Origin of the sequence: Ruania suaedae, assembly GCF_021049265.1 — a bacterium.
GTDB classification, from domain to species: Bacteria; Actinomycetota; Actinomycetes; order Actinomycetales; family Beutenbergiaceae; genus Ruania; species Ruania suaedae.
In genome coordinates this window covers 1,750,965-1,768,801 of record NZ_CP088018.1, presented here as the reverse complement: position 1 = coordinate 1,768,801, position 17,837 = coordinate 1,750,965, and the positions used below count along the sequence as shown (strand labels likewise).

Below are 17,837 nucleotides of genomic sequence, written 5' to 3'. Positions count from 1 at the left end.
GAGCATGAGCGAGCGCGAAGGAGCGGAGGACCTGTACGCGCCCTTCCGCCCTCGTGCCACCCGGTGGGTGAGCCTCGGCATCATCGTCTGGGTGCTCGGCGGATACCTCGTCTTCGTGGTGCTGACCGTTCGCCTGCCCGGCTCCCAGCTCCTGCTCCACCTGACGGCGGGCGTGCTGGCCGCCGCGGTGGCCCTGTTCCTGTGGCTACACGCCAGCGTGGCTGCCATCCCCGACCAGCAGGGCCTGCTCGTGCGCAACGTCCTGCGGCGTCAGCGCCTCGCCTGGGAGCAGATCGTCTCGGTCCGTTTCGGTGAGCGTGACTGGGTACAGCTCGATCTCACCGACGGCACCGTGCTCGCGGTGATGGCGATCCAGCGCGTCGACGGCGAGCATGCGCGCGTGGCCTCACGCCGGCTCGCCGCGCTGGTCGCCCGCCATGAGCCTGGTGGCATGGACGCCCGCGACGGCAGCCGCTAGGAACGCACCCGGATCCTCCTCGAGTCCGCGCCCCATGGTGGACAGGCGCACCGGTGCGCCGGCCAGCGCCTCGTGCAGCCCGTCCGTTCCGACCGGCACCAGCCGGTGCCGCGCGGCCAGCTCGCTCGCGTGCTGCTGCACGAGGTCTCCGAGGGCCGCGAGCGGGCCCACCAGCTCGGGCACGGCCACGTCGCAGGGGTGCATCGCGACGCGACCGTAGGCGGTGAGGCTGTGGTGGGACACCCCCCGGTGCCGCTCCCGCGGGTCGGTGCCGGAGACCCGCAGGCTCGCGACCGGACGCCCGCCGAGCACTCCGGCGGCGTTGATCGCCTCACCGGCGCTGACACCGGAGAACCCCCAGCGGGTGCCCGTCCCGAGGTTCCCGGGGCCCTGCGCCACGACGACCAGATCGGCCCCGACAACCAGTCGCGCCGCCAGTAGCCCCGAGTGCACGGTCACCGCCTCCAGATCACCGCCGAACGCCTGCCCGACGGTGATGGTGGCGGCCAGCCACTCCTGCTCGCGCAACGACGCCACGGTGCGCGAGAACCAGGCCGGCAGCGCACCGCCGTCGGTCATGACATAGGCCACCCGCGGCGGGCGCAGGCCCGCGCGGAGGGCCTCGTGGCGTGCGCCCGCCACGATCGCCGGCAGCGCCGAGTGCAGGTCGGCCACGACGACGGGCAGCGCGCCCAGGTCATCGGCGTCGGCCAGCAGCGCGTGGCTGCGGGCCTCCTGCTCGTCCGCTCCCAGCACCAGCGCCTGCATCGGGGTGTAACGGGCCTTGACCAGATGCCCGGGCCGGATCGGGGGATCGGAGGGCAGGTCGTCGGGGCACGCCACGACGAAGGCATAGCCCCCGGTGCCCAGCCCCCTGGCCAGGGCACCGGTCGCGAGCAGCACCCTCGTCCCCACGCCCGGGTCGCCGACCAGCTCCGGATAGGCAAGGGCGCGCACGAGCCTGCCGGCCTCACCGACCGGCTCGCTCACCTCGACCTCGAGCTCGACCGCACCCGGCCACCGCCGGCCCGTGCTGCGCACCACGCCGTCCCGCCATGTCATCACACCAGCAAGGTATCGCGGCTAGCCTGGGTCGCATGGACCGCGTCCCGGCCGCTGAGCGCCTCCTCGATCTGGTGATCGCGCTGAGCCATACTCGCCACCGGATGACCAAGGCAGAGATCCGCCGTCAGGTCAACGGGTACGCCGACGCCGCCTCGGACGAGTCCTTCGACCGGATGTTCGAGCGTGACAAGGACCAGCTGCGGGCCCTCGGCATCCCGCTGCTGACCCTCACCGACTCCGCCCACGAGGACGATGTCGGCTACCGCATCGACACAGGCGAGTACACGTTGCCGCCGGTGGACTTCACCCCGGCCGAGGTCGGGGTGCTGTCCCTGGCCGCCCAGGTCTGGCAGGACTCCTCCTTCGCCGCCGAGTCCCGGCGGGGTCTGACCAAGCTGCGCGCCGTCAGCGACCTCAGCGACCCGGGCGAGCACGCCGGCCTGGCGCTGCGCGTGCGCGGGCCGGATGCGGCGTTCGCCGAGCTGCTGGAAGCCATCACCGACCGGATCGCCGTCCGGTTCACCTATCGCACCGCCCGCACGGGCACGACGGCCCAGCGCACCGTCGAACCCTGGCGTCTGGTCGCCAAGGACCGCGGGTGGTACCTGATCGGCTTCGACCGCGACCGTCAGGCGCAGCGTTCGTTCCGGCTCTCACGCATCACCTCCACGGTCCAGCGGATCGGTGACCGGGCAACGGTCCAGATCCCCGAGCAGATCGAGGTCCCCGCCGTCACCACCACCGAGGTGGTCCTCGCCCTGGCCCCGGAACGTGCCTCCGCACTGCGCACGCGGGCCGAGCCGGCGACGCACCCGCTGGCGCCCGCCGATCGGGACGTCGTGCGCCTGCGGATCACCGACGTCGACCGATTCGCCGAGCAGGTCGCCGGCTACGGCGACAGCGTGCTGGTGCTCGAGCCCGAGGAACTCCGCTCGGCGGTCCTCGAGCGGCTGCATGCGGCCACCACCTGGGGAGGGCGTTGATGGCAGCCGAGACCGCCGGGGACCGGATGGTGCGGATGCTCGCACTGATCGCCTACCTGGAGAACCACCCCGGCGTGCCCGTCGAGCAGGTGGCCGAGCACTTCGGTGTCAGCGCCGGGCAGGTGCTCCAGGACGTGGACACCCTCTGGGTCTCGGGCACGCCCGGCTACCTGCACGGTGACCTCATCGACTTCGCCGCCGACGACCACGAACAGAACCGCCTCACCCTCACCGACGCCCGGGGGATGCATCGTCCGTTGCGACTGGGGCCGCACGAGGCCCTCGCATTGCTCACGGCGCTGCGCACGCTGCAGGCCACCCCGGGTCTGACCGACGACGCGGTGCTGGCCTCCACCACCGCCAAGCTCTCCGCGGCGGCCGGCCAGGCCGCGGAGTCCGTCGGGGCGGTGGAGGTGCACTCCGCCAGTGGCTCGGGGGCCGACTCCGCCGACCACCTGCCGACCGTGCGCCGCGCCGTGAAGAAGCGCCGGCAGCTCGCGCTGCGCTACGTCTCCGCCTCGGACACCGTCAGCGAGCGGGTGGTCGACCCGCTCCAGCTGCTCACCGACTCCCACCGCTGGTTCCTGCTCGCGTGGTGTCACCGCGCCGGCGGACTGCGCCAGTTCCGGCTCGATCGCATGCTCGAGGCCACCGTGCTGGACTCGCCCGCTCCCGACCATGACGTCGCGCTGCCGGGATCGGCGCAGCCGACCCTCGCCCGGGCCCCCTGGCACGTGCGCCTGGTGCTTGCACCGCGCGCGCGCTGGGTGGCGGAGCAGTACCCCGTGAGCACGGTGGAGGAGCTGGGAGAGGGGGACTTCGCCGTCGAGCTGGACGTGGTGGACCTGGCCTGGCTGCACAACCTGCTGCTCGGGCTCGGAGCCGATGTCCGCGCGGTCGAGCCCGCGGACGTGGCCGACGGCCTGGCCGCGCGGGCCCGCGGCGCCCTGGCCGCCTACCAGCAGGCAGGACTCGGCGGGCACACCTCCACCTCACCCGGCTCCGTGGCCTAGGCTGGGGGAGTGATCTGGTCAGCCGTATGGACAGCGCTCGTACTCGGGGCGTTCCTCGTGCTGTTCGTGATCGCTCGTCGTCTCTGGCGTTCGTTCAAGGCCCTCAACGCGGAGGCCGGGCGCAGCGCCGAGGTGATGCAACGGCTCGACGAACGTCTCGCCGAGCTGGCGCGGCTGCGCGAGGACCCCAGGTTCGGCCCGCACCTGGCGGCCACCGAGGAGCAGCGGGATCAGTGGCGCAGCACCCGCGCCACGAACCTCGCCGCACGTGCTGCACGGCTGCGGGCGCGCCGAAGGCGTACCCTGGACAGATGGCGGGCGATCGGGATGCCCCTGTGACCACCGGCCGCCGACCGCCACGAATATTCCGACGAAGGAACCGCACATGCTGAAGAACCCCGTCTTCTGGATCGCGATCATCGGCCTGGTACTGCTGCTCTTCGGCGCCAGCCGCCTGCCGGACATCGCCGGCAACGTCGGCAAGTCGCTCAAGGTCTTCAAGAAGGAGATCAAGGAGCTGCAGGACGACACCGACGTCTCCATCGATGACAAGAACGCCGAGCCCGGCGAGCGCAGGGACCGGACCGAGCAGGCCTCGACCACCACCTCGCAGAGCACCGAGCAGCGGCGCACCGACGAGAACACCACCACCTGACAGTGGCCGGTCGGGACAACCCCGAGGGGCGGATGCCCCTCGGGGATCATCTGCGTGAACTGCGCAAGCGGCTCGTTCTGGCGTTCATCGGCATCCTGCTGGGTGCCATCGGCGGCTGGTTCCTCTACGACGTCATCTACGGGCTGCTCCAGCAACCCGTCGAGGAGTTGCGTGCGCGTGGCGTCGAGGCCACCCTCAACTTCGACAGCGTGGCCTCCAGCTTCGACATCAAGCTGCGCGTCGCCGGCTTCCTCGGCCTCATCGTCAGCTGCCCGTGGTGGATCTACCACCTGTGGGCGTTCCTCGCGCCGGGGCTCAAGCACAACGAGCGGCGCTGGACCCTCGCCGTCATCGGCGCGGGCGTGCCGCTGTTCGCCGGCGGCGTCTACATGGCCTGGCTCGCGCTGCCGAACACCTACATCCTGCTGACCCAGTTCGTGCCCGAGGGCGAGACCTCCTCGCTGTTCATCGGCGTCACGGACTACCTGAAGTTCGTCATGCAGTTCCTGCTGATCTTCGGGTTCGCCTTCCTGCTGCCGTTGATCCTGGTGGTGCTGAACTTCCTCGGGGTGGTCAAGGGGATCACCTGGCTGAAGGGCTGGCGCTGGGCGGTCATCGTGATCTTCGTGCTGTCCGCCCTGGCCACGCCCACCGCGGACGTCGTGACCTTTATCCTGATGGCGCTGCCGATCGTGGTGCTCTACTTCGCCGCGGTCGGGATCTGCCTGCTGAACGACCGGCGGCGGGCGCGGAAGTCCGCCAAGGAGGAGGCCGAGCTCGACGACGCGCTCGCGGACGGTGCCTCGTCCTCGGCCGACGCCGAGCGCTGAGCAGGCGGGGCACCGACCGTGAGCAGAGTGGGCGTGCTCGTCAACCCGACGGCGGGGCACGGCCGGGGTGAGGCCGGCGGCCGGGAGGTGCTCGGGCTGCTGGGCCGCAGTGGTCACGAGATCCTGGATCTGTCCGGCCGTGATGCGGTCGACGCACTGGCGCGCGTGCGCCGCTCGCTGTGGGAGCTGGACGCCGTCGTCGCGGTCGGTGGGGACGGGATGGCCCACCTCGGGGTGAACGCCGTCGCGGGGACGACCACGCCGCTCGGGATCGTGCCGGTGGGCAGCGGCAACGACCTCGCGCGCAACCTGGGGTTGTCGGTGCACGACGTGAGCCGGGCCGTGGCGGATGTGCTGGACGGCCTGGGGCGGCCGCCTCGCCTGCTGGACGTGATCGGCACGCAGGTACATCTTCCGGACGGCGAGAGTCAGGCCGCCCAGACCGGTATCGAATGGACCGCTTGCGTCCTGTCCGCGGGCTTCGACGCCGCGGTCAACCACCGCGCCAACTCCTTCCGGTGGCCGCGCGGCGGCGGGCGGTACGTGCGTGGCGTCCTCGGCGAGCTCGCCACCTTCCGGCCCTACGGCTACCGGATCACCATCGACGGCACGCCCCGGGAGCTGCCGGCCACCCTCGTCGCCCTCGCCAACGCCACCTCCTTCGGCGGGGGGATGCGGATCGCTCCCGGCGCGCGCCCGGACGACGGCCTGATGGACGTGGTGATCGGCCATGCGATGGGGCGAGGTGCACTCCTGCGTCTCTTTCCGAAGGTGTACTCGGGCCGGCACGTGGAATCGGACCGGGTGGAGATCGTCCGCGCCCGCGAGGTGGTCCTCGAGGCGTGGTCCGGAGCGGCCACCCCGCCACCGGTCTACGCCGACGGCGAGCTCCTCGGCCGCCTGCCGCTCCGGGCCCGGGTCCGCCCCGGGGGCCTCCGACTGCTCGCCCCGGCGCAACCGTAGGTAGCCTGGCTGCATGACCAGCCCGGCCGAGCGGTACGCAGCGTTCAAGCAGCGACAGGTCGAGCAGGAGACCCCGCTCGCGGTGTTCCGCCGCACGCTGGACTTCGCGCTCGACGACTTCCAGATCCAGGGGTGCCAGGCGCTGCAGGAGGGCAGGGGCGTCCTCGTCGCCGCGCCCACGGGCGCGGGCAAGACGGTGGTGGGGGAGTTCGCCGTCGCGCTGGGCCTGCAGCAGGGCCGCAAGACCTTCTACACCACCCCGATCAAGGCCCTGAGCAACCAGAAGTTCCTCGACCTGCGTGCGCGGCACGGAGCCGACGCCGTCGGTCTGCTGACCGGTGACACCTCTGTCAACTCCGAGGCTCCCGTGGTCGTCATGACCACCGAAGTGCTGCGCAACATGCTCTACAACGACTCCGCGACCCTCGCCGGGCTCGGCTACGTGGTCATGGACGAGGTGCATTACCTCGCCGACAGGTTCCGCGGGCCCGTCTGGGAGGAGGTGATCCTGCACCTGCCCTCGAGCGTGCAGATCGCCTCGCTCTCGGCGACGGTCTCCAACGCCGAGGAGTTCGGCGAGTGGCTCACCGAGGTGCGCGGCAGCACCGACGTCGTGGTCTCCGAGGTCCGCCCGGTGCCGCTGTGGCAGCACGTCATGGTCGGCCGGGACATCCACGACCTCTACGGCTCGCACGTCGATCCCACCAACCCGGGTGTGGACCCGCCGATCAACCCGGACCTGACCGAGTCCATCCGCGAGGTGGAGCGCTCGGGCCCCTCCCGGGGCAGCGGCCGCCGGAAGGGGCGCGGGCCGGGCCGGGGCGGCCGGGCCGTGCGCGAACGTTCACGCCCGGTGCGGGTGCCACCGAGATTTCTCGTGGTCGACCAGCTCGACCGCGCCGGGCTGCTCCCGGCCATCGTCTTCATCTTCTCCCGCGTGGGCTGCGAGGCGGCGGTGCAGCAGGTGGCCGCCTCGGGTATCGCCCTGACCTCACCGGCCGAGCGTGAGCTCATCGACGCGGAGATCGAACGGCACTGCGGCAACCTCCCGCCGGATGACCTGCAGGTGCTCGACTACTGGGCCTGGCGGCAGGCGCTGCTGGCCGGCGTGGCGGCCCATCACGCGGGCCTGCTGCCGGTGTTCAAGGAGACGGTCGAGGCGCTCTTCGCCGCCGGCCTGGTCAAGGTGGTGTTCGCCACCGAGACGCTGGCGCTGGGCATCAACATGCCCGCCCGCTCGGTGGTGCTGGAGAAGCTCGTCAAGTGGGACGGCACGGGCCACGCCGACATCACACCGGGGGAGTACACCCAGCTCACCGGTCGTGCCGGCCGGCGCGGCATCGATGTGGAAGGGCACGCCGTCGTGCTCTACGCCACGGGCGTGGACCCGGTCGGCGTGGCCGGCCTCGCCGGACGGCGCACCTACCCGCTGCGCTCGAGCTTCCGCCCGACCTACAACATGGCCGTCAACCTGATCTCCACCACCGGCTGGACCCGGGCACGGGAGACGCTGGAGACCTCCTTCGCGCAGTTCCAGGCCGATCGCAGCGTGGTGGGCCTGGCGCGGCAGGCCCGGTCGATGAGCGAGGCCCTGGAAGGCTACTCCGAGGCGATGTCGTGCCATCTCGGTGACATCCAGGAGTACCTCGGGCTGCGACGCGCGATCAGCGAACGCGAGAGCGAGCTCTCCCGGAGCCGGTCCCGGGGCGCCCGCGAGGCGACGCAGGGCCTGGTGCACAGCCTGCGCCGCGGCGACGTCCTGCAGATCCCGGCCGGACGTCGCGCCGGTTTCGCGGTGGTGCTGGAACAGCCTGCGCCGGGCGGCCTGGAGGCGCCGCCGCTGACACTGCTCACCAGCGAGCCACGGCTGGTGCGCATGCCGGTGGCCGAGGTCCCCTACGGCACCGAGGCCGTCACCCGGATCCGCATCCCGAAACACTTCAACTCCCGGCGCCCGGCCGAGCGCCGCGATCTGGCCGCGAGCATGCGCAACGCGCTCGGCGCCCTCGCGAACGAGACCCCCTCGCGCGCCAGGCCGCCGTCGGTCGCGGCGACGGACAGCACGCTCAACGAGTTGCAGGACCGCTTGCGCCATCACCCCTGCCACGGGTGTGCCGAGCGGGAGGACCACGCACGCTGGGCCAGGCGCCGCTCCACCCTCGAGGGTGAGCACCAGGCGTTGCTGCGACGGATCGAGGGCCGGACCGCCTCGATCGCCCGCGATTTCGACAAGGTCTGCCAGGTGCTGGGCAGTCTGGGATACCTGGAGGGGGCGCAGGACCGGACCGTCGTCACCGACCAGGGCCGATGGCTGCGCCGGCTCTACTGCGAGCGGGACCTGGTGCTGGCCGAATGCCTGCGCTCGGGAGCCTGGGCGGATGTGGATGCCGCCGGGTTGGCGGCCGTGGCCTCGATCGTGCTCTACCAGTCCCGTGGCGAGGAACCTGCCGTCCCACCCACCCCGCCGGGCCCGCCGGAGGGGCCCCTGGCCCTCGCCGTCCGGGAAACGGTCCGGACCTCCCGCCGGCTGGAGAACCTCGAGCGCGAGCATCGTCTCAGCCCGTCCGCACCGGTGGACCTGGGCCTGGTGCGGCCGATGTACACGTGGGCCCGCGGGGGATCCCTCTCGGCCGTGCTCGACACCGCCCCGATCGCTGCGGGTGACTTCGTGCGGTGGAGCCGGCAGGTGCTCGACCTGCTCGATCAGGTGGCGGTGGCCGCTCCCACGCCGGGGCTGCGCGAGACCGCGCGCGAGGCGATCGCGGCCGTGCGTCGCGGGATCGTGGCCCACGGGACCTGGTAGCGGGAGACGGTGGGTGTCACTCGGCCACGTGCACTCCACCGACGTGCCGCCGCAGGCGCTGCAGCGCGTCGGCGTCCATCCCGCCGTCGGTGACGACGTGGTCGATCCGGTCCAGTGCCACGATCGTGGTGAGCCCGATCGTCCCCCACTTCGTGTGGTCGGCCACCACGACGGCGGAGCCTCCCGCGGCGATCAGCGCCCGGTCGGTCTCGGCCTCGAGCAGGTTCGGCGTGGTCAGGCCGGCGTCGGGATCCATCCCGTGCACCCCGAGGAAGACGATGTCGCAGTGCAGCTGGGCGAGCGCCGCCACCGCGACCGGGCCGACGAGGGCGTCCGAGGCGGTGCGCACCCCGCCGGTGAGCACCACTCCGGCGGGTTCGTACTCCCCGGGCAGGGGTGCGGTGTGCAGCAGGTCCGCGATGGGGAGCGAGTTGGTGACGATCGTCAGCCGTGGCACCGTCCGGAGCCGCCGGGCCAGGGCCCAAGTGGTGGTACCGGCCGAGAGGCCCACGGACATCCCCGGTTCGACCAACGAGGCGGCGAGGGAGGCGATCGCGTCCTTCTCGGCGCGCTCTCGCCCGGCCTTGGCCTCGAAGCCGACCTCCTCGGCGCTGGGGCTCCGGCGTGCGGTCGCGCCGCCGTGCACCTTGTCCAGCAGACCGTCCCGGGCCAGGGCCTCCAGGTCACGCCGGATGGTCATGGCACTGACCTGCAGATCCACGGCCAGGGTGGTCACGCTCACCGCCCCCTGGGCGTGCACGGCACTGAGCACCCGCGCCCGCCGTTCGGCTACCAGCACTGCCGTCTCCGTCTCTGCGTCGGGGGGCCCCACCTGCGCCCTGTGGCCGATCATAGGTGTCAGGTGGGGTTGCTGTGACACGCGTGACTACGGCCTGCACATCTCATCGCCCGGCGTCTCACCGACACGCCGACAGCACTCGCGATCTTGCCACCGATCATGGTCCGTCTGACCTGCGGTGACGCCTGTGACCTGCAGTGATGCTCCCTTGGCGGACGAGGCATTGGCCGGTATGTTCGCTTCTCGTACTGCTCCTCGAGCAGTCATCGACCAGGCTCGCGCGTTCCATAGAAAACGGGGCTGACCGCGCAGGGGTTCCGGACCGAAGGACGCGCGAGCCGGTCGATGGGCCGCAGTGCCGGGCGCCGGGGGTACGGGCCGTATTCTGCAGTGGTGTCCGCTGCACTCACCGCCCGTACCTCCGCGACTCCCGAGCCGAGCGCGCGCGTGTTCATGCCCTCCCGGCAACTCACGCTCGTCCTCGCGGCAGCCGGAGGACTGATCACGGACACGGCCTTCCCGCAGCGCTCGTGGTGGCCGCTGGCCTTCGTCGGCGTGGCCCTGCTGGTGGTGGCGATGCGCCGGGACTCGGCGCGCTGGAACGCCGCGGTGGCGTGGCTGTGGGGCGTGGCGTTCTTCCTGCCGCACCTGTGGTGGGCCAACGCGGCCGTGGGGGTGATCCCGTGGCTCGCGCTGAGCGTGGCCGAGGCGGGCATCCTGGCCGGCGGTGCGGCGGTGTGGACCTGGGCGCGGCGGGCGCGGTGGTGGCGCCGGCGCACGCTGCTGGCCGGTGTGGTCTTCGGGCTGATCTGGGTGGTGACCGAGCAGGTGCGCCAGGTGTGGCCGTTCGGCGGGTTCCCGTGGGGGCGGCTGGCGTTCTCCCAGGCCGACGGTCCGCTGCTGCCGCTGGCGGCACTCGCCGGCGCACCCGCCGTCTCCTTCGCCACGGCGCTGTGCGGCTTCCTGCTGGCCCACCTCGTCGTCGTCTCGGCCGCCTCGACGACGGCGCGCGCCCGGGCGCGCGCCGTCGCTCCCGTCGCCCTCGTGGTCGCCCTCGTGGGCGCCGGCGCCACGCTGGTGCCCACCCCGACGCAGGCGGAGTCCGGCTCGCTGCATGTGGCCGCGGTGCAGGGCAATGTCTCCGAGCCGGGCCTGGGTGCTTTCGCCAACGCACGCGAGGTCCTCGACAACCACGTCGCAGGCACCCTGGGCCTGGCGGAGGAGGCAGCGGGGGCCGGCCTCGACCTGGTTCTGTGGCCGGAGAACTCCTCCGACATCAACCCGCGAGCCGATGCCGACGCCGCCGCACTGCTCGACCTCGCGACCGCCTCGGCCGGCGCACCGATCCTGTTCGGTACCGACTCCTACGGCCTGGACACCGACGGGGAGGAGGCGCGGTTCAACGACATGGTGCTCTGGCAGCAGGGCGAGGGCGCGAGCTTCTCCTACTCCAAGCAGATCCCGGCCGCGTTCGCCGAGTACATCCCGATCCGCGACATCGCCAGGATGTTCTCCCCGGCGGTGGATCTGGTCCGTACCGACATCGCCCCGGGTCAGGAGATCGCCGTGGTGCCCGTACCGGTGGAGAGGCTGGGACGGGTCGTCCAGGTGGGCACGGTCATCTGCTTCGAGGTCGCCTACGACGCGCTCATCCGGGAGGCGACGCTCGGCGGCGCCGAGCTGCTCGTGGTGCCCACCAACAATGCCTCCTTCGGCTACACGGCCGAGAGTGAGCAGCAGCTGGCGATGTCCCGGCTGCGGGCCGTCGAGCACGGGCGCGCCACGGTGCAGATCTCCACGGTGGGTGTCAGCGGCGTCATCGCTGCTGACGGGAGCGTGCTCGAGCGCACCGGCCTGTTCACACCGGCCACGATGACGGCGGAGCTGCCGTTGCGCACCTCACTCACGGTGGCCGACCGGCTGGGGGACTGGCCCATCGCCCTGGCCACCGGTCTCGTGGCGCTGGCGTTCGGGGCCGGTGTGGTCACCGGCAGGTCGCGGCGGGAGGCGGTGTGAGCGCCCGCGCCCTGGTCATCATCCCGACCTACAACGAGCGGGCGGCACTGCCGGGCACGCTGGCGCGCGCCCGGGGCGCAGCACCACACGTGGACGTGCTGATCGTCGACGACGCGAGCCCGGACGGGACCGGCCGGTGGGCGGCCGAGCAGGCACTGGCCGACCCTGGGGTCCACGTGCTGCACCGCCCCGGTAAGGCGGGCCTGGGACGCGCCTACGTCGCGGGATTCGGCTGGGCACTCGAACGCGGCTACGAGCGGGTCGTCGAGATGGATGCCGACGGGTCCCACCATCCGGAGGACCTGCCTCGGTTGCTCGATGCCCTCGAGGCCGACGGGGTCGAGCTGGCGATCGGGTCCCGCTGGGTGCCCGGGGGGCGCACGGAGAACTGGCCCTGGTACCGGGCGCTGCTGAGCCGTTCGGCGAACGCGTACGCGAACGTGGCCATCGGGCTGGGGGTGCGGGATGCGACGGCGGGCTTTCGGGCGTTCCGGGCCGACGCGCTGCGCGGGCTGGACCTGGCGGAGGTGACCTCGCAGGGATACTGCTTCCAGGTCGACATGACGCGGCGGGTGCGACGCGGCGCCGGGGAGATCGTGGAGATCCCGATCACGTTCACCGAGCGGGTCGAGGGCGTCTCGAAGATGAGCCGCGCCATCGTGGTGGAGGCCCTGTGGCGTACCACTGCCTGGGGCGCCGAGCGGCGCACCAGGCAGTGGTGGGGGTGGGTCCGGCGAGGGAGCCGGGGCCGAACTCAGGCGCTACGGCGCCGCAGCTGACCGCTGCGCAGCAGCTCCAGCCGCTCACTCAGCAGATCCTCGAGCTCGGCGACGGTCCGACGCTCCAGGAGCATGTCCCAGTGGGTCCGTACCGGCTTGCCGGCCTTCGGCTCGGGGCGGGTGGCGTCGCGCAACAGCGCCTCGCCGCCGCCGGGGGCCTCCCACACCGGTGGGATCTCGGCCTCGGCCGAGAACGGGATCACGATGACCCTACCGTCGGGGCAGTCGTAGACCGCCTCCACCCGGGGGGCGAACTCGACGCCCTCTTCGGTCTCCATGCTGTTGGCACCGATCCTGGTGCCGCGCAGTGCTCGATCAGCCATCGCGACTCCTCCTGTCCATGACTTGTGGTCGTCTCCACCCGTTCCAACGGGTGAGATACGGCTGGTGTTCCACGCTGGTGTGAAGGTGATGTGAATCTCCTCGGCCTCGCTCGTGGTTGAGTAGGACGCGTGAGCACACCTGCGATGACCTTCCGCCAGCTGGGAACCTCAGGCTTAACTGTCTCGTCAGTGGGCCTGGGCTGCAACACGCTCGGTGCCACCGTCGCCGAGGAGGACGTCCCCGCCGTCGTCGGCGCGGCCCTGGATGCCGGGATCACGCTCTTCGACACCGCCGATGTCTATACCCGCGGCCGCAGCGAGGAGCTGCTCGGCGCGGCTCTGCACGGGGTGCGCGAGGACGTCGTGATCGCGACCAAGTTCGGGATGGACACGGGTGGGCTGCACGGCCCGGACTGGGGCGTGCGAGGCTCCCGGCGCTACATCCGCCGGGCCGTCGAGGGCTCGCTACGCCGCCTCGGCACCGACCACATCGATCTGTACCAGATGCACGCCCCGGACCCGCACACCCCCGTCGAGGAGACGCTCGCCGCGTTGAACGAGCTCGTGACCGAGGGCAAGGTCCGCTACGTCGGCTCCTCGAACTTCGCCGCGTGGCAGGTGGTCGACGCGGACTGGATCGCCCGCGGCGCGGGGTACGCCCCGATGATCTCGGCACAGAACCCGTACAACCTGCTCGACCGGAGCATCGAGGCCGAACTCGTCCCGGCCGCTGAGCACGTCGGTGCCGGGATCCTGCCGTACTACCCGATCGCCTCCGGACTGCTCACCGGCAAGTACCGCCGCGGCCAGGATGCCCCCGAGGGAAGCCGGCTGCAGCGGCGCCCGGACCGTATCGAGGCCGCCGACTTCGACCGGATCGAGGCCCTGGAGGCGTTCGCCCAGGCGCGCGGCCTCTCCCTGCTGACGGTGGCGATCGGCTGGCTGGCCGCCCAGCCCGCGGTGGCCTCGGTCATCGCCGGTGCCTCGCGGCCCGACCAGGTGCAGACCAATGTGGCCGCCGGCGCATGGGAGCCCTCGGCCGCCGACCTGGTGGAACTGGACGAGATCGCGCCCGCGTGAATCGTGACGCTCTCGCCGGTCGGCTCCGGGCCGCCGGGAGCGTGTTCGCCGAGGAGGAGGCGGACCTGCTGCTGGCCTCGGCGGTGGGCGCGGATGAGCTGGAGAGCCGCATCGCCCGGCGGGTCGCGGGCGAGCCGCTGGAGCTGATCCTCGCCTCGGTCGAGTTCGACGGCCTGCGCCTGCGCACCGCCCCTGGCGTGTTCGTGCCGCGGGTGCGGACCGCTCACCTCGTGCGCGTGGTCGCCCGCCTGGCCCAGCCCGGAGCGGTCGTGGCCGATGTGTGCTGCGGGATCGGCGCAGTCGCCGCGGCCCTGCAGCACCGGCGCCCCGATCTGCGGCTCGTGGCGTGCGACCTCGACCCGCGGGCGGTCGCGGCCGCGCAGTCCAACCTGCCCGGGGTGGAGATCCACACCGGCGACCTGCTCGAGGCCCTGCCGGCTGAGACGGTCGCCGGCCTGGGGATGGTGGTGGCGAATACGCCCTACGTGCCCACCGGGCAGGTGCGGCACCTGCCCCCCGAGGCCCGGCTGCACGAACCCGCCCATGCCCTCGACGGTGGTGCCGACGGGCTGGCCGTGCAGCGGCGTCTCGCTCAGCAGGTCCGTGACCGGCTCGCGCCCGGGACCGTGCTGGTCACCGAGGTGGCCGGCTCCCAGGTCGACGCCGCGACCGCCATGCTCGCCGAGCTCGGGCTGGAGGCCACCGCCGAGACCTCCCGGCGGTGGGGGAGCGCTGCGATGATCGCCACGGTCGGCTGATGGCCACCCACGAGCAGCACCTCCAGGACCTGCGCCTGCTGCGCCGCGTGCGGGACCGGATCGACCGGGACTACGCCCAGCCCCTGGACGTGCCCGCCCTGGCCGCCGGGGTGCACCTGTCCGCCGGTCACCTGAGCCGGGAGTTCAAGCGGGCCTACGGGGAATCGGTGTACTCGTACCTGATGACGCGCCGGGTGGAACGGGCGATGGCCCTGTTGCGGATGGGGATGTCCGTGACCGAGGCGTGCTTCGCCGTCGGCAGCTCGTCGTTGGGGACGTTCAGCAGCCGGTTCACCCAGCTGGTCGGCATGCCCCCGAGCGAGTACCGGCGCCGCGCCGGCGAGCGCGAGCTGGACCTGCCGACCTGCATCGTGAAGCAGGTCGCCAGACCCCTGCGGCAGCCGGTCAGGAATCGAGAAGCGTAGCCCTTCCCGGTGTCCCTAGAGTCGCAGCATGGATATCGCCATTCACACCAGCTTCCTTCCGCACACCGACGCCGAGGCCAGTCTCGCCTTCTACCGGGACGTGGTCGGCTTCGAGGTACGCCAGGACGTCGGCTACCAGGACATGCGCTGGATCACCGTCGGCCCGCCGAGCCAGCCCGATGTCAACCTCGTGCTCTACCCGCCCACGGCCGACCCGGGGATCACCGAGGAGGAGGGACGCGTGATCACCGAGATGATCGCCAAGGGCACCTACGCCTCGATCATGCTCGCCACGCCGGACGTCGATGCGGCCTTCGCCCGCATCCAGAGTGGTGACGTGGAGATCGTGCAGGAACCCACCGAGCAGCCCTGGGGCAAGCGCGACTGCGCCTTCCGCGACCCGGCCGGCAACATGGTCCGCATGCAGCAGTCGTGACCGGGTCCCTGTGCCACCATGAGCACCGACCGAGCGAAGGAGCACTGCATGGCCCCCAGGCACGCGGCCGACGCCCATGACTTCATCCGGGTCCAGGGCGCACGCGTCAACAACCTGCAGGATGTCAGTGTCGAGCTGCCGAAGCGGCGCCTGACGGTCTTCACCGGGGTGTCCGGTTCCGGGAAAAGCTCGCTGGTCTTCGGCACGATCGCCGCGGAATCGCAGCGGATGATCAACGAGACCTACAGCGCCTTCGTACAGGGCTTCATGCCCACGCTCAACCGCCCCGAGGTGGATGTGCTCGAGGGGTTGACGACCGCGATCATCGTCGACCAGGAGCGGATGGGTGCCAACCCGCGCTCGACCGTGGGAACGGCCACGGACGCGAATGCGATGCTGCGGATCCTGTTCTCCCGGTTGGGGGAGCCGCACATCGGCTCTCCGCAGGCGTTCAGTTTCAACGTCGCCTCCCTCAGAGGCGCCGGAGCGGTCGAGATCGAGCGGGGCGGCGAGACGATCAAGGAACGCCGCGACTTCGCCATCCAGGGCGGGATGTGCGCGCGTTGCGAGGGGCGGGGCTCGGTCAGCGACTTCGACCTGACCCAGCTCTACGACGAGACCAAGTCGCTCAACGAGGGAGCCCTGACCATCCCGGGCTACACGATGGACGGCTGGTACGGGCGGATCTTCCGCGGCTGCGGATTCTTCGACGCGGACAAGCCGATCAAGGACTTCACGAAGAGGGAACGGGACGCCCTCCTGCACAAGCCACCGACGAAGATCAAGGTGGACGGGATCAATGTCACCTATGAGGGGTTGATCCCGAAGATCCAGAAGTCGATGCTCAGCAAGGACGTGGAGGCGATGCAGCCCCACATCCGGGCGTTCGTGGAGCGCACCATCGTGTTCCAGACGTGCCCCGACTGCGAGGGGACGCGGTTGAACGAGTCGGCACGCTCCTCGCGTATCGACGGTGTGAACATCGCCGAGGCGTGCGCCATGCAGATCACCGACCTGGCGGAGTGGATCCGCGGCCTGGACAAGCCGGCAGCCGCGCCCTTGCTGACGGGCCTGCGGCACCTGCTGGACTCCTTCGTCCAGATCGGACTGGGCTACCTCTCGCTGGACCGCCCGGCCGGCACCCTCTCGGGCGGTGAGGCGCAGCGAACCAAGATGATCCGGCACCTGGGCTCCTCGCTCACTGATGTGACCTACGTCTTCGACGAGCCCACGATCGGTCTGCACCCGCATGACATCGACCGGATGAACGCCCTGCTGCTGCAGCTGCGCGACAAGGGCAATACGGTGCTGGTGGTCGAGCACAAGCCGGAGGCGATCGCCATCGCCGACCACGTCGTCGACCTCGGCCCCCGCGCGGGCTCGGCCGGTGGGCAGATCGTGTTCGAGGGGTCGTTGACCGGTTTGCGTTCGAGCGGCACCCTCACCGGCACCCACCTCGACGACAGGGTGCGGCTGAAGGAGCAGGTGAGGTCGCCGTCGGGAGTGATCGAGGTGCGGGGCGCGAGCTCGCACAACCTGCAGCACGTGGACGTCGACATCCCGGCCGGTGTGCTGGTGGTGGTGACGGGGGTGGCCGGCTCCGGCAAGAGCTCCCTCATCCACGGCTCGGTCGCACCACGCGAGGGTGTGGTGGCCATCGACCAGGGCGCCATCAAGGGGTCGCGCCGGTCCAACCCGGCCACGTACACCGGCCTGCTGGATCCGATTCGGAAGGCCTTCGCGAAGGCGAACGGCGTCAAGCCGGCGTTGTTCAGCGCCAACTCCGAGGGGGCCTGCCCGGCCTGCAAGGGGGCCGGCGTGATCTATACCGAGCTGGGCTTCATGGACACGGTGGAGTCCCCGTGCGAGGAGTGCGAGGGCAAGCGGTTCCAGGCCGCGGTGCTCGAGTACACCCTCGGAGGTGAGCGCAGCGCCGGCGGCCGGGACATCAGCGAGGTGCTGGAGATGTCGGTGGCCGAGGCGAGAGACTTCTTCGCCGCCGGAGCCGCGAAGGTGGCGGCGGCGCACACGATCCTGGAGCGCATGGACGACGTCGGGCTGGGGTACCTCAAGGTGGGGCAGCCGCTGACCACGCTGAGCGGGGGAGAGCGGCAACGCCTCAAGCTCGCCACCCACATGGGCGCCCGGGGCGGGACCTACATCCTGGACGAGCCCACCACCGGCCTGCACCTGGCGGACGTCCAGCAACTCCTGGGGCTGCTCGACGGGCTGGTGGACTCGGGCAAGTCGGTGATCGTGATCGAACACCACCAGGCCGTGATGGCCCACGCCGACTGGATCATCGACCTCGGCCCGGGAGCAGGCCACGACGGCGGCCGCGTGGTCTTCGAGGGCACGCCGGCCGACCTGGTGGCCGGGAAGGCGACGCTGACGGGGGAGCACCTGGCGGAGTACGTGGGAAGGCGCTGAC

General features: G+C 71.5%; 18 protein-coding genes. 15 read left to right on the top strand and 3 right to left on the bottom strand.

All coding sequences use genetic code 11. From position 1 onward, the window contains the following. The first annotated feature begins 4 nt into the window (after window positions 1-4). Complete coding sequence (locus LQF12_RS08215) at window positions 5-478, top strand: PH domain-containing protein (protein ID WP_231055467.1); 474 nt, start codon at window positions 5-7, stop codon at window positions 476-478. Here the strand turns inward: LQF12_RS08215 and LQF12_RS08210 are convergent. Beyond that, the gene (locus LQF12_RS08210) at window positions 407-1,543 is read right to left on the bottom strand and encodes a DUF3866 family protein (protein WP_231055466.1); all 1,137 of its coding nucleotides are present in this window, start codon (window positions 1,541-1,543) and stop codon (window positions 407-409) included. The genes LQF12_RS08215 and LQF12_RS08210 overlap by 72 nt on opposite strands. A gap of 32 nt (window positions 1,544-1,575) precedes the next feature. On the opposite strand from LQF12_RS08210, the gene LQF12_RS08205 reads away from it, so the two are divergent. Genes LQF12_RS08205 through LQF12_RS08175 form a run of 7 tightly spaced genes read left to right on the top strand, consistent with a single transcriptional unit; the run spans window position 1,576 to window position 8,790 of the window. Beyond that, window positions 1,576-2,526: a helix-turn-helix transcriptional regulator gene (locus tag LQF12_RS08205; protein WP_231055465.1), complete on the top strand. Its 951-nt coding sequence runs from the start codon at window positions 1,576-1,578 to the stop codon at window positions 2,524-2,526. After that, window positions 2,526-3,539, top strand: coding sequence for a helix-turn-helix transcriptional regulator (locus LQF12_RS08200; protein WP_231055464.1), 1,014 nt, complete (start codon window positions 2,526-2,528; stop codon window positions 3,537-3,539). The genes LQF12_RS08205 and LQF12_RS08200 overlap by 1 nt, the downstream gene beginning before the upstream one ends. Window positions 3,540-3,548: 9 nt before the next feature. Further along, a complete protein-coding gene (locus tag LQF12_RS08195; protein ID WP_231055463.1) occupies window positions 3,549-3,878 on the top strand; it encodes a hypothetical protein in 330 nt (109 codons plus the stop codon). A 46-nt stretch (window positions 3,879-3,924) separates the two neighbouring features. Then, complete coding sequence (locus tag LQF12_RS08190; protein ID WP_231055462.1) at window positions 3,925-4,194, top strand: twin-arginine translocase TatA/TatE family subunit; 270 nt, start codon at window positions 3,925-3,927, stop codon at window positions 4,192-4,194. Between the two features lie 32 nt (window positions 4,195-4,226). Continuing rightward, entirely contained in the window at window positions 4,227-5,024 is a 798-nt protein-coding gene (gene tatC / locus LQF12_RS08185) for a twin-arginine translocase subunit TatC (RefSeq protein WP_231055461.1), read from the top strand. 18 nt (window positions 5,025-5,042) lie between these two features. Next, on the top strand, window positions 5,043-5,987 hold the full coding sequence (locus LQF12_RS08180; protein WP_231055460.1) for a diacylglycerol/lipid kinase family protein: 945 nt from the start codon (window positions 5,043-5,045) through the stop codon (window positions 5,985-5,987). 13 nt (window positions 5,988-6,000) lie between these two features. Beyond that, the gene (locus tag LQF12_RS08175; protein ID WP_231055459.1) at window positions 6,001-8,790 is read left to right on the top strand and encodes a DEAD/DEAH box helicase; all 2,790 of its coding nucleotides are present in this window, start codon (window positions 6,001-6,003) and stop codon (window positions 8,788-8,790) included. A 16-nt stretch (window positions 8,791-8,806) separates the two neighbouring features. On the opposite strand, the gene LQF12_RS08170 is transcribed toward LQF12_RS08175, so the two are convergent. Next, window positions 8,807-9,589, bottom strand: a complete 783-nt coding sequence (locus LQF12_RS08170) for a DeoR/GlpR family DNA-binding transcription regulator (protein WP_231055458.1) — start codon at window positions 9,587-9,589, stop codon at window positions 8,807-8,809. A gap of 393 nt (window positions 9,590-9,982) precedes the next feature. Between LQF12_RS08170 and lnt the strand changes: the two genes are divergently transcribed. Then, window positions 9,983-11,605 carry an apolipoprotein N-acyltransferase gene (gene lnt, locus LQF12_RS08165; RefSeq protein WP_231055457.1) on the top strand — a complete coding sequence of 541 codons (1,623 nt, stop codon included), beginning with the start codon at window positions 9,983-9,985 and terminating at the stop codon, window positions 11,603-11,605. Beyond that, window positions 11,602-12,384, top strand: coding sequence for a polyprenol monophosphomannose synthase (locus tag LQF12_RS08160; protein ID WP_231055456.1), 783 nt, complete (start codon window positions 11,602-11,604; stop codon window positions 12,382-12,384). The genes lnt and LQF12_RS08160 overlap by 4 nt, the downstream gene beginning before the upstream one ends. Here the strand turns inward: LQF12_RS08160 and LQF12_RS08155 are convergent. Next, window positions 12,360-12,707 carry an RNA polymerase-binding protein RbpA gene (locus LQF12_RS08155; RefSeq protein WP_231055455.1) on the bottom strand — a complete coding sequence of 116 codons (348 nt, stop codon included), beginning with the start codon at window positions 12,705-12,707 and terminating at the stop codon, window positions 12,360-12,362. The genes LQF12_RS08160 and LQF12_RS08155 overlap by 25 nt on opposite strands. 144 nt (window positions 12,708-12,851) lie before the next feature. On the opposite strand from LQF12_RS08155, the gene LQF12_RS08150 reads away from it, so the two are divergent. The 5 genes from LQF12_RS08150 to LQF12_RS08130 are packed head-to-tail and all read left to right on the top strand — an operon-like array spanning window position 12,852 to window position 17,836. Beyond that, window positions 12,852-13,787, top strand: coding sequence for an aldo/keto reductase (locus LQF12_RS08150; protein WP_231055562.1), 936 nt, complete (start codon window positions 12,852-12,854; stop codon window positions 13,785-13,787). Continuing rightward, window positions 13,784-14,545, top strand: coding sequence for a HemK family protein methyltransferase (locus LQF12_RS08145; protein WP_231055454.1), 762 nt, complete (start codon window positions 13,784-13,786; stop codon window positions 14,543-14,545). Before LQF12_RS08150 ends, LQF12_RS08145 begins: the two co-directional genes overlap by 4 nt. Continuing rightward, complete coding sequence (locus tag LQF12_RS08140) at window positions 14,545-14,970, top strand: helix-turn-helix transcriptional regulator (RefSeq protein WP_231055453.1); 426 nt, start codon at window positions 14,545-14,547, stop codon at window positions 14,968-14,970. Before LQF12_RS08145 ends, LQF12_RS08140 begins: the two co-directional genes overlap by 1 nt. A 28-nt stretch (window positions 14,971-14,998) precedes the next feature. Next, the gene (locus LQF12_RS08135; RefSeq protein WP_231055452.1) at window positions 14,999-15,406 is read left to right on the top strand and encodes a VOC family protein; all 408 of its coding nucleotides are present in this window, start codon (window positions 14,999-15,001) and stop codon (window positions 15,404-15,406) included. A gap of 48 nt (window positions 15,407-15,454) precedes the next feature. Continuing rightward, on the top strand, window positions 15,455-17,836 hold the full coding sequence (locus LQF12_RS08130) for an ATP-binding cassette domain-containing protein (RefSeq protein WP_231055451.1): 2,382 nt from the start codon (window positions 15,455-15,457) through the stop codon (window positions 17,834-17,836). Window position 17,837 lies beyond the last annotated feature (1 nt).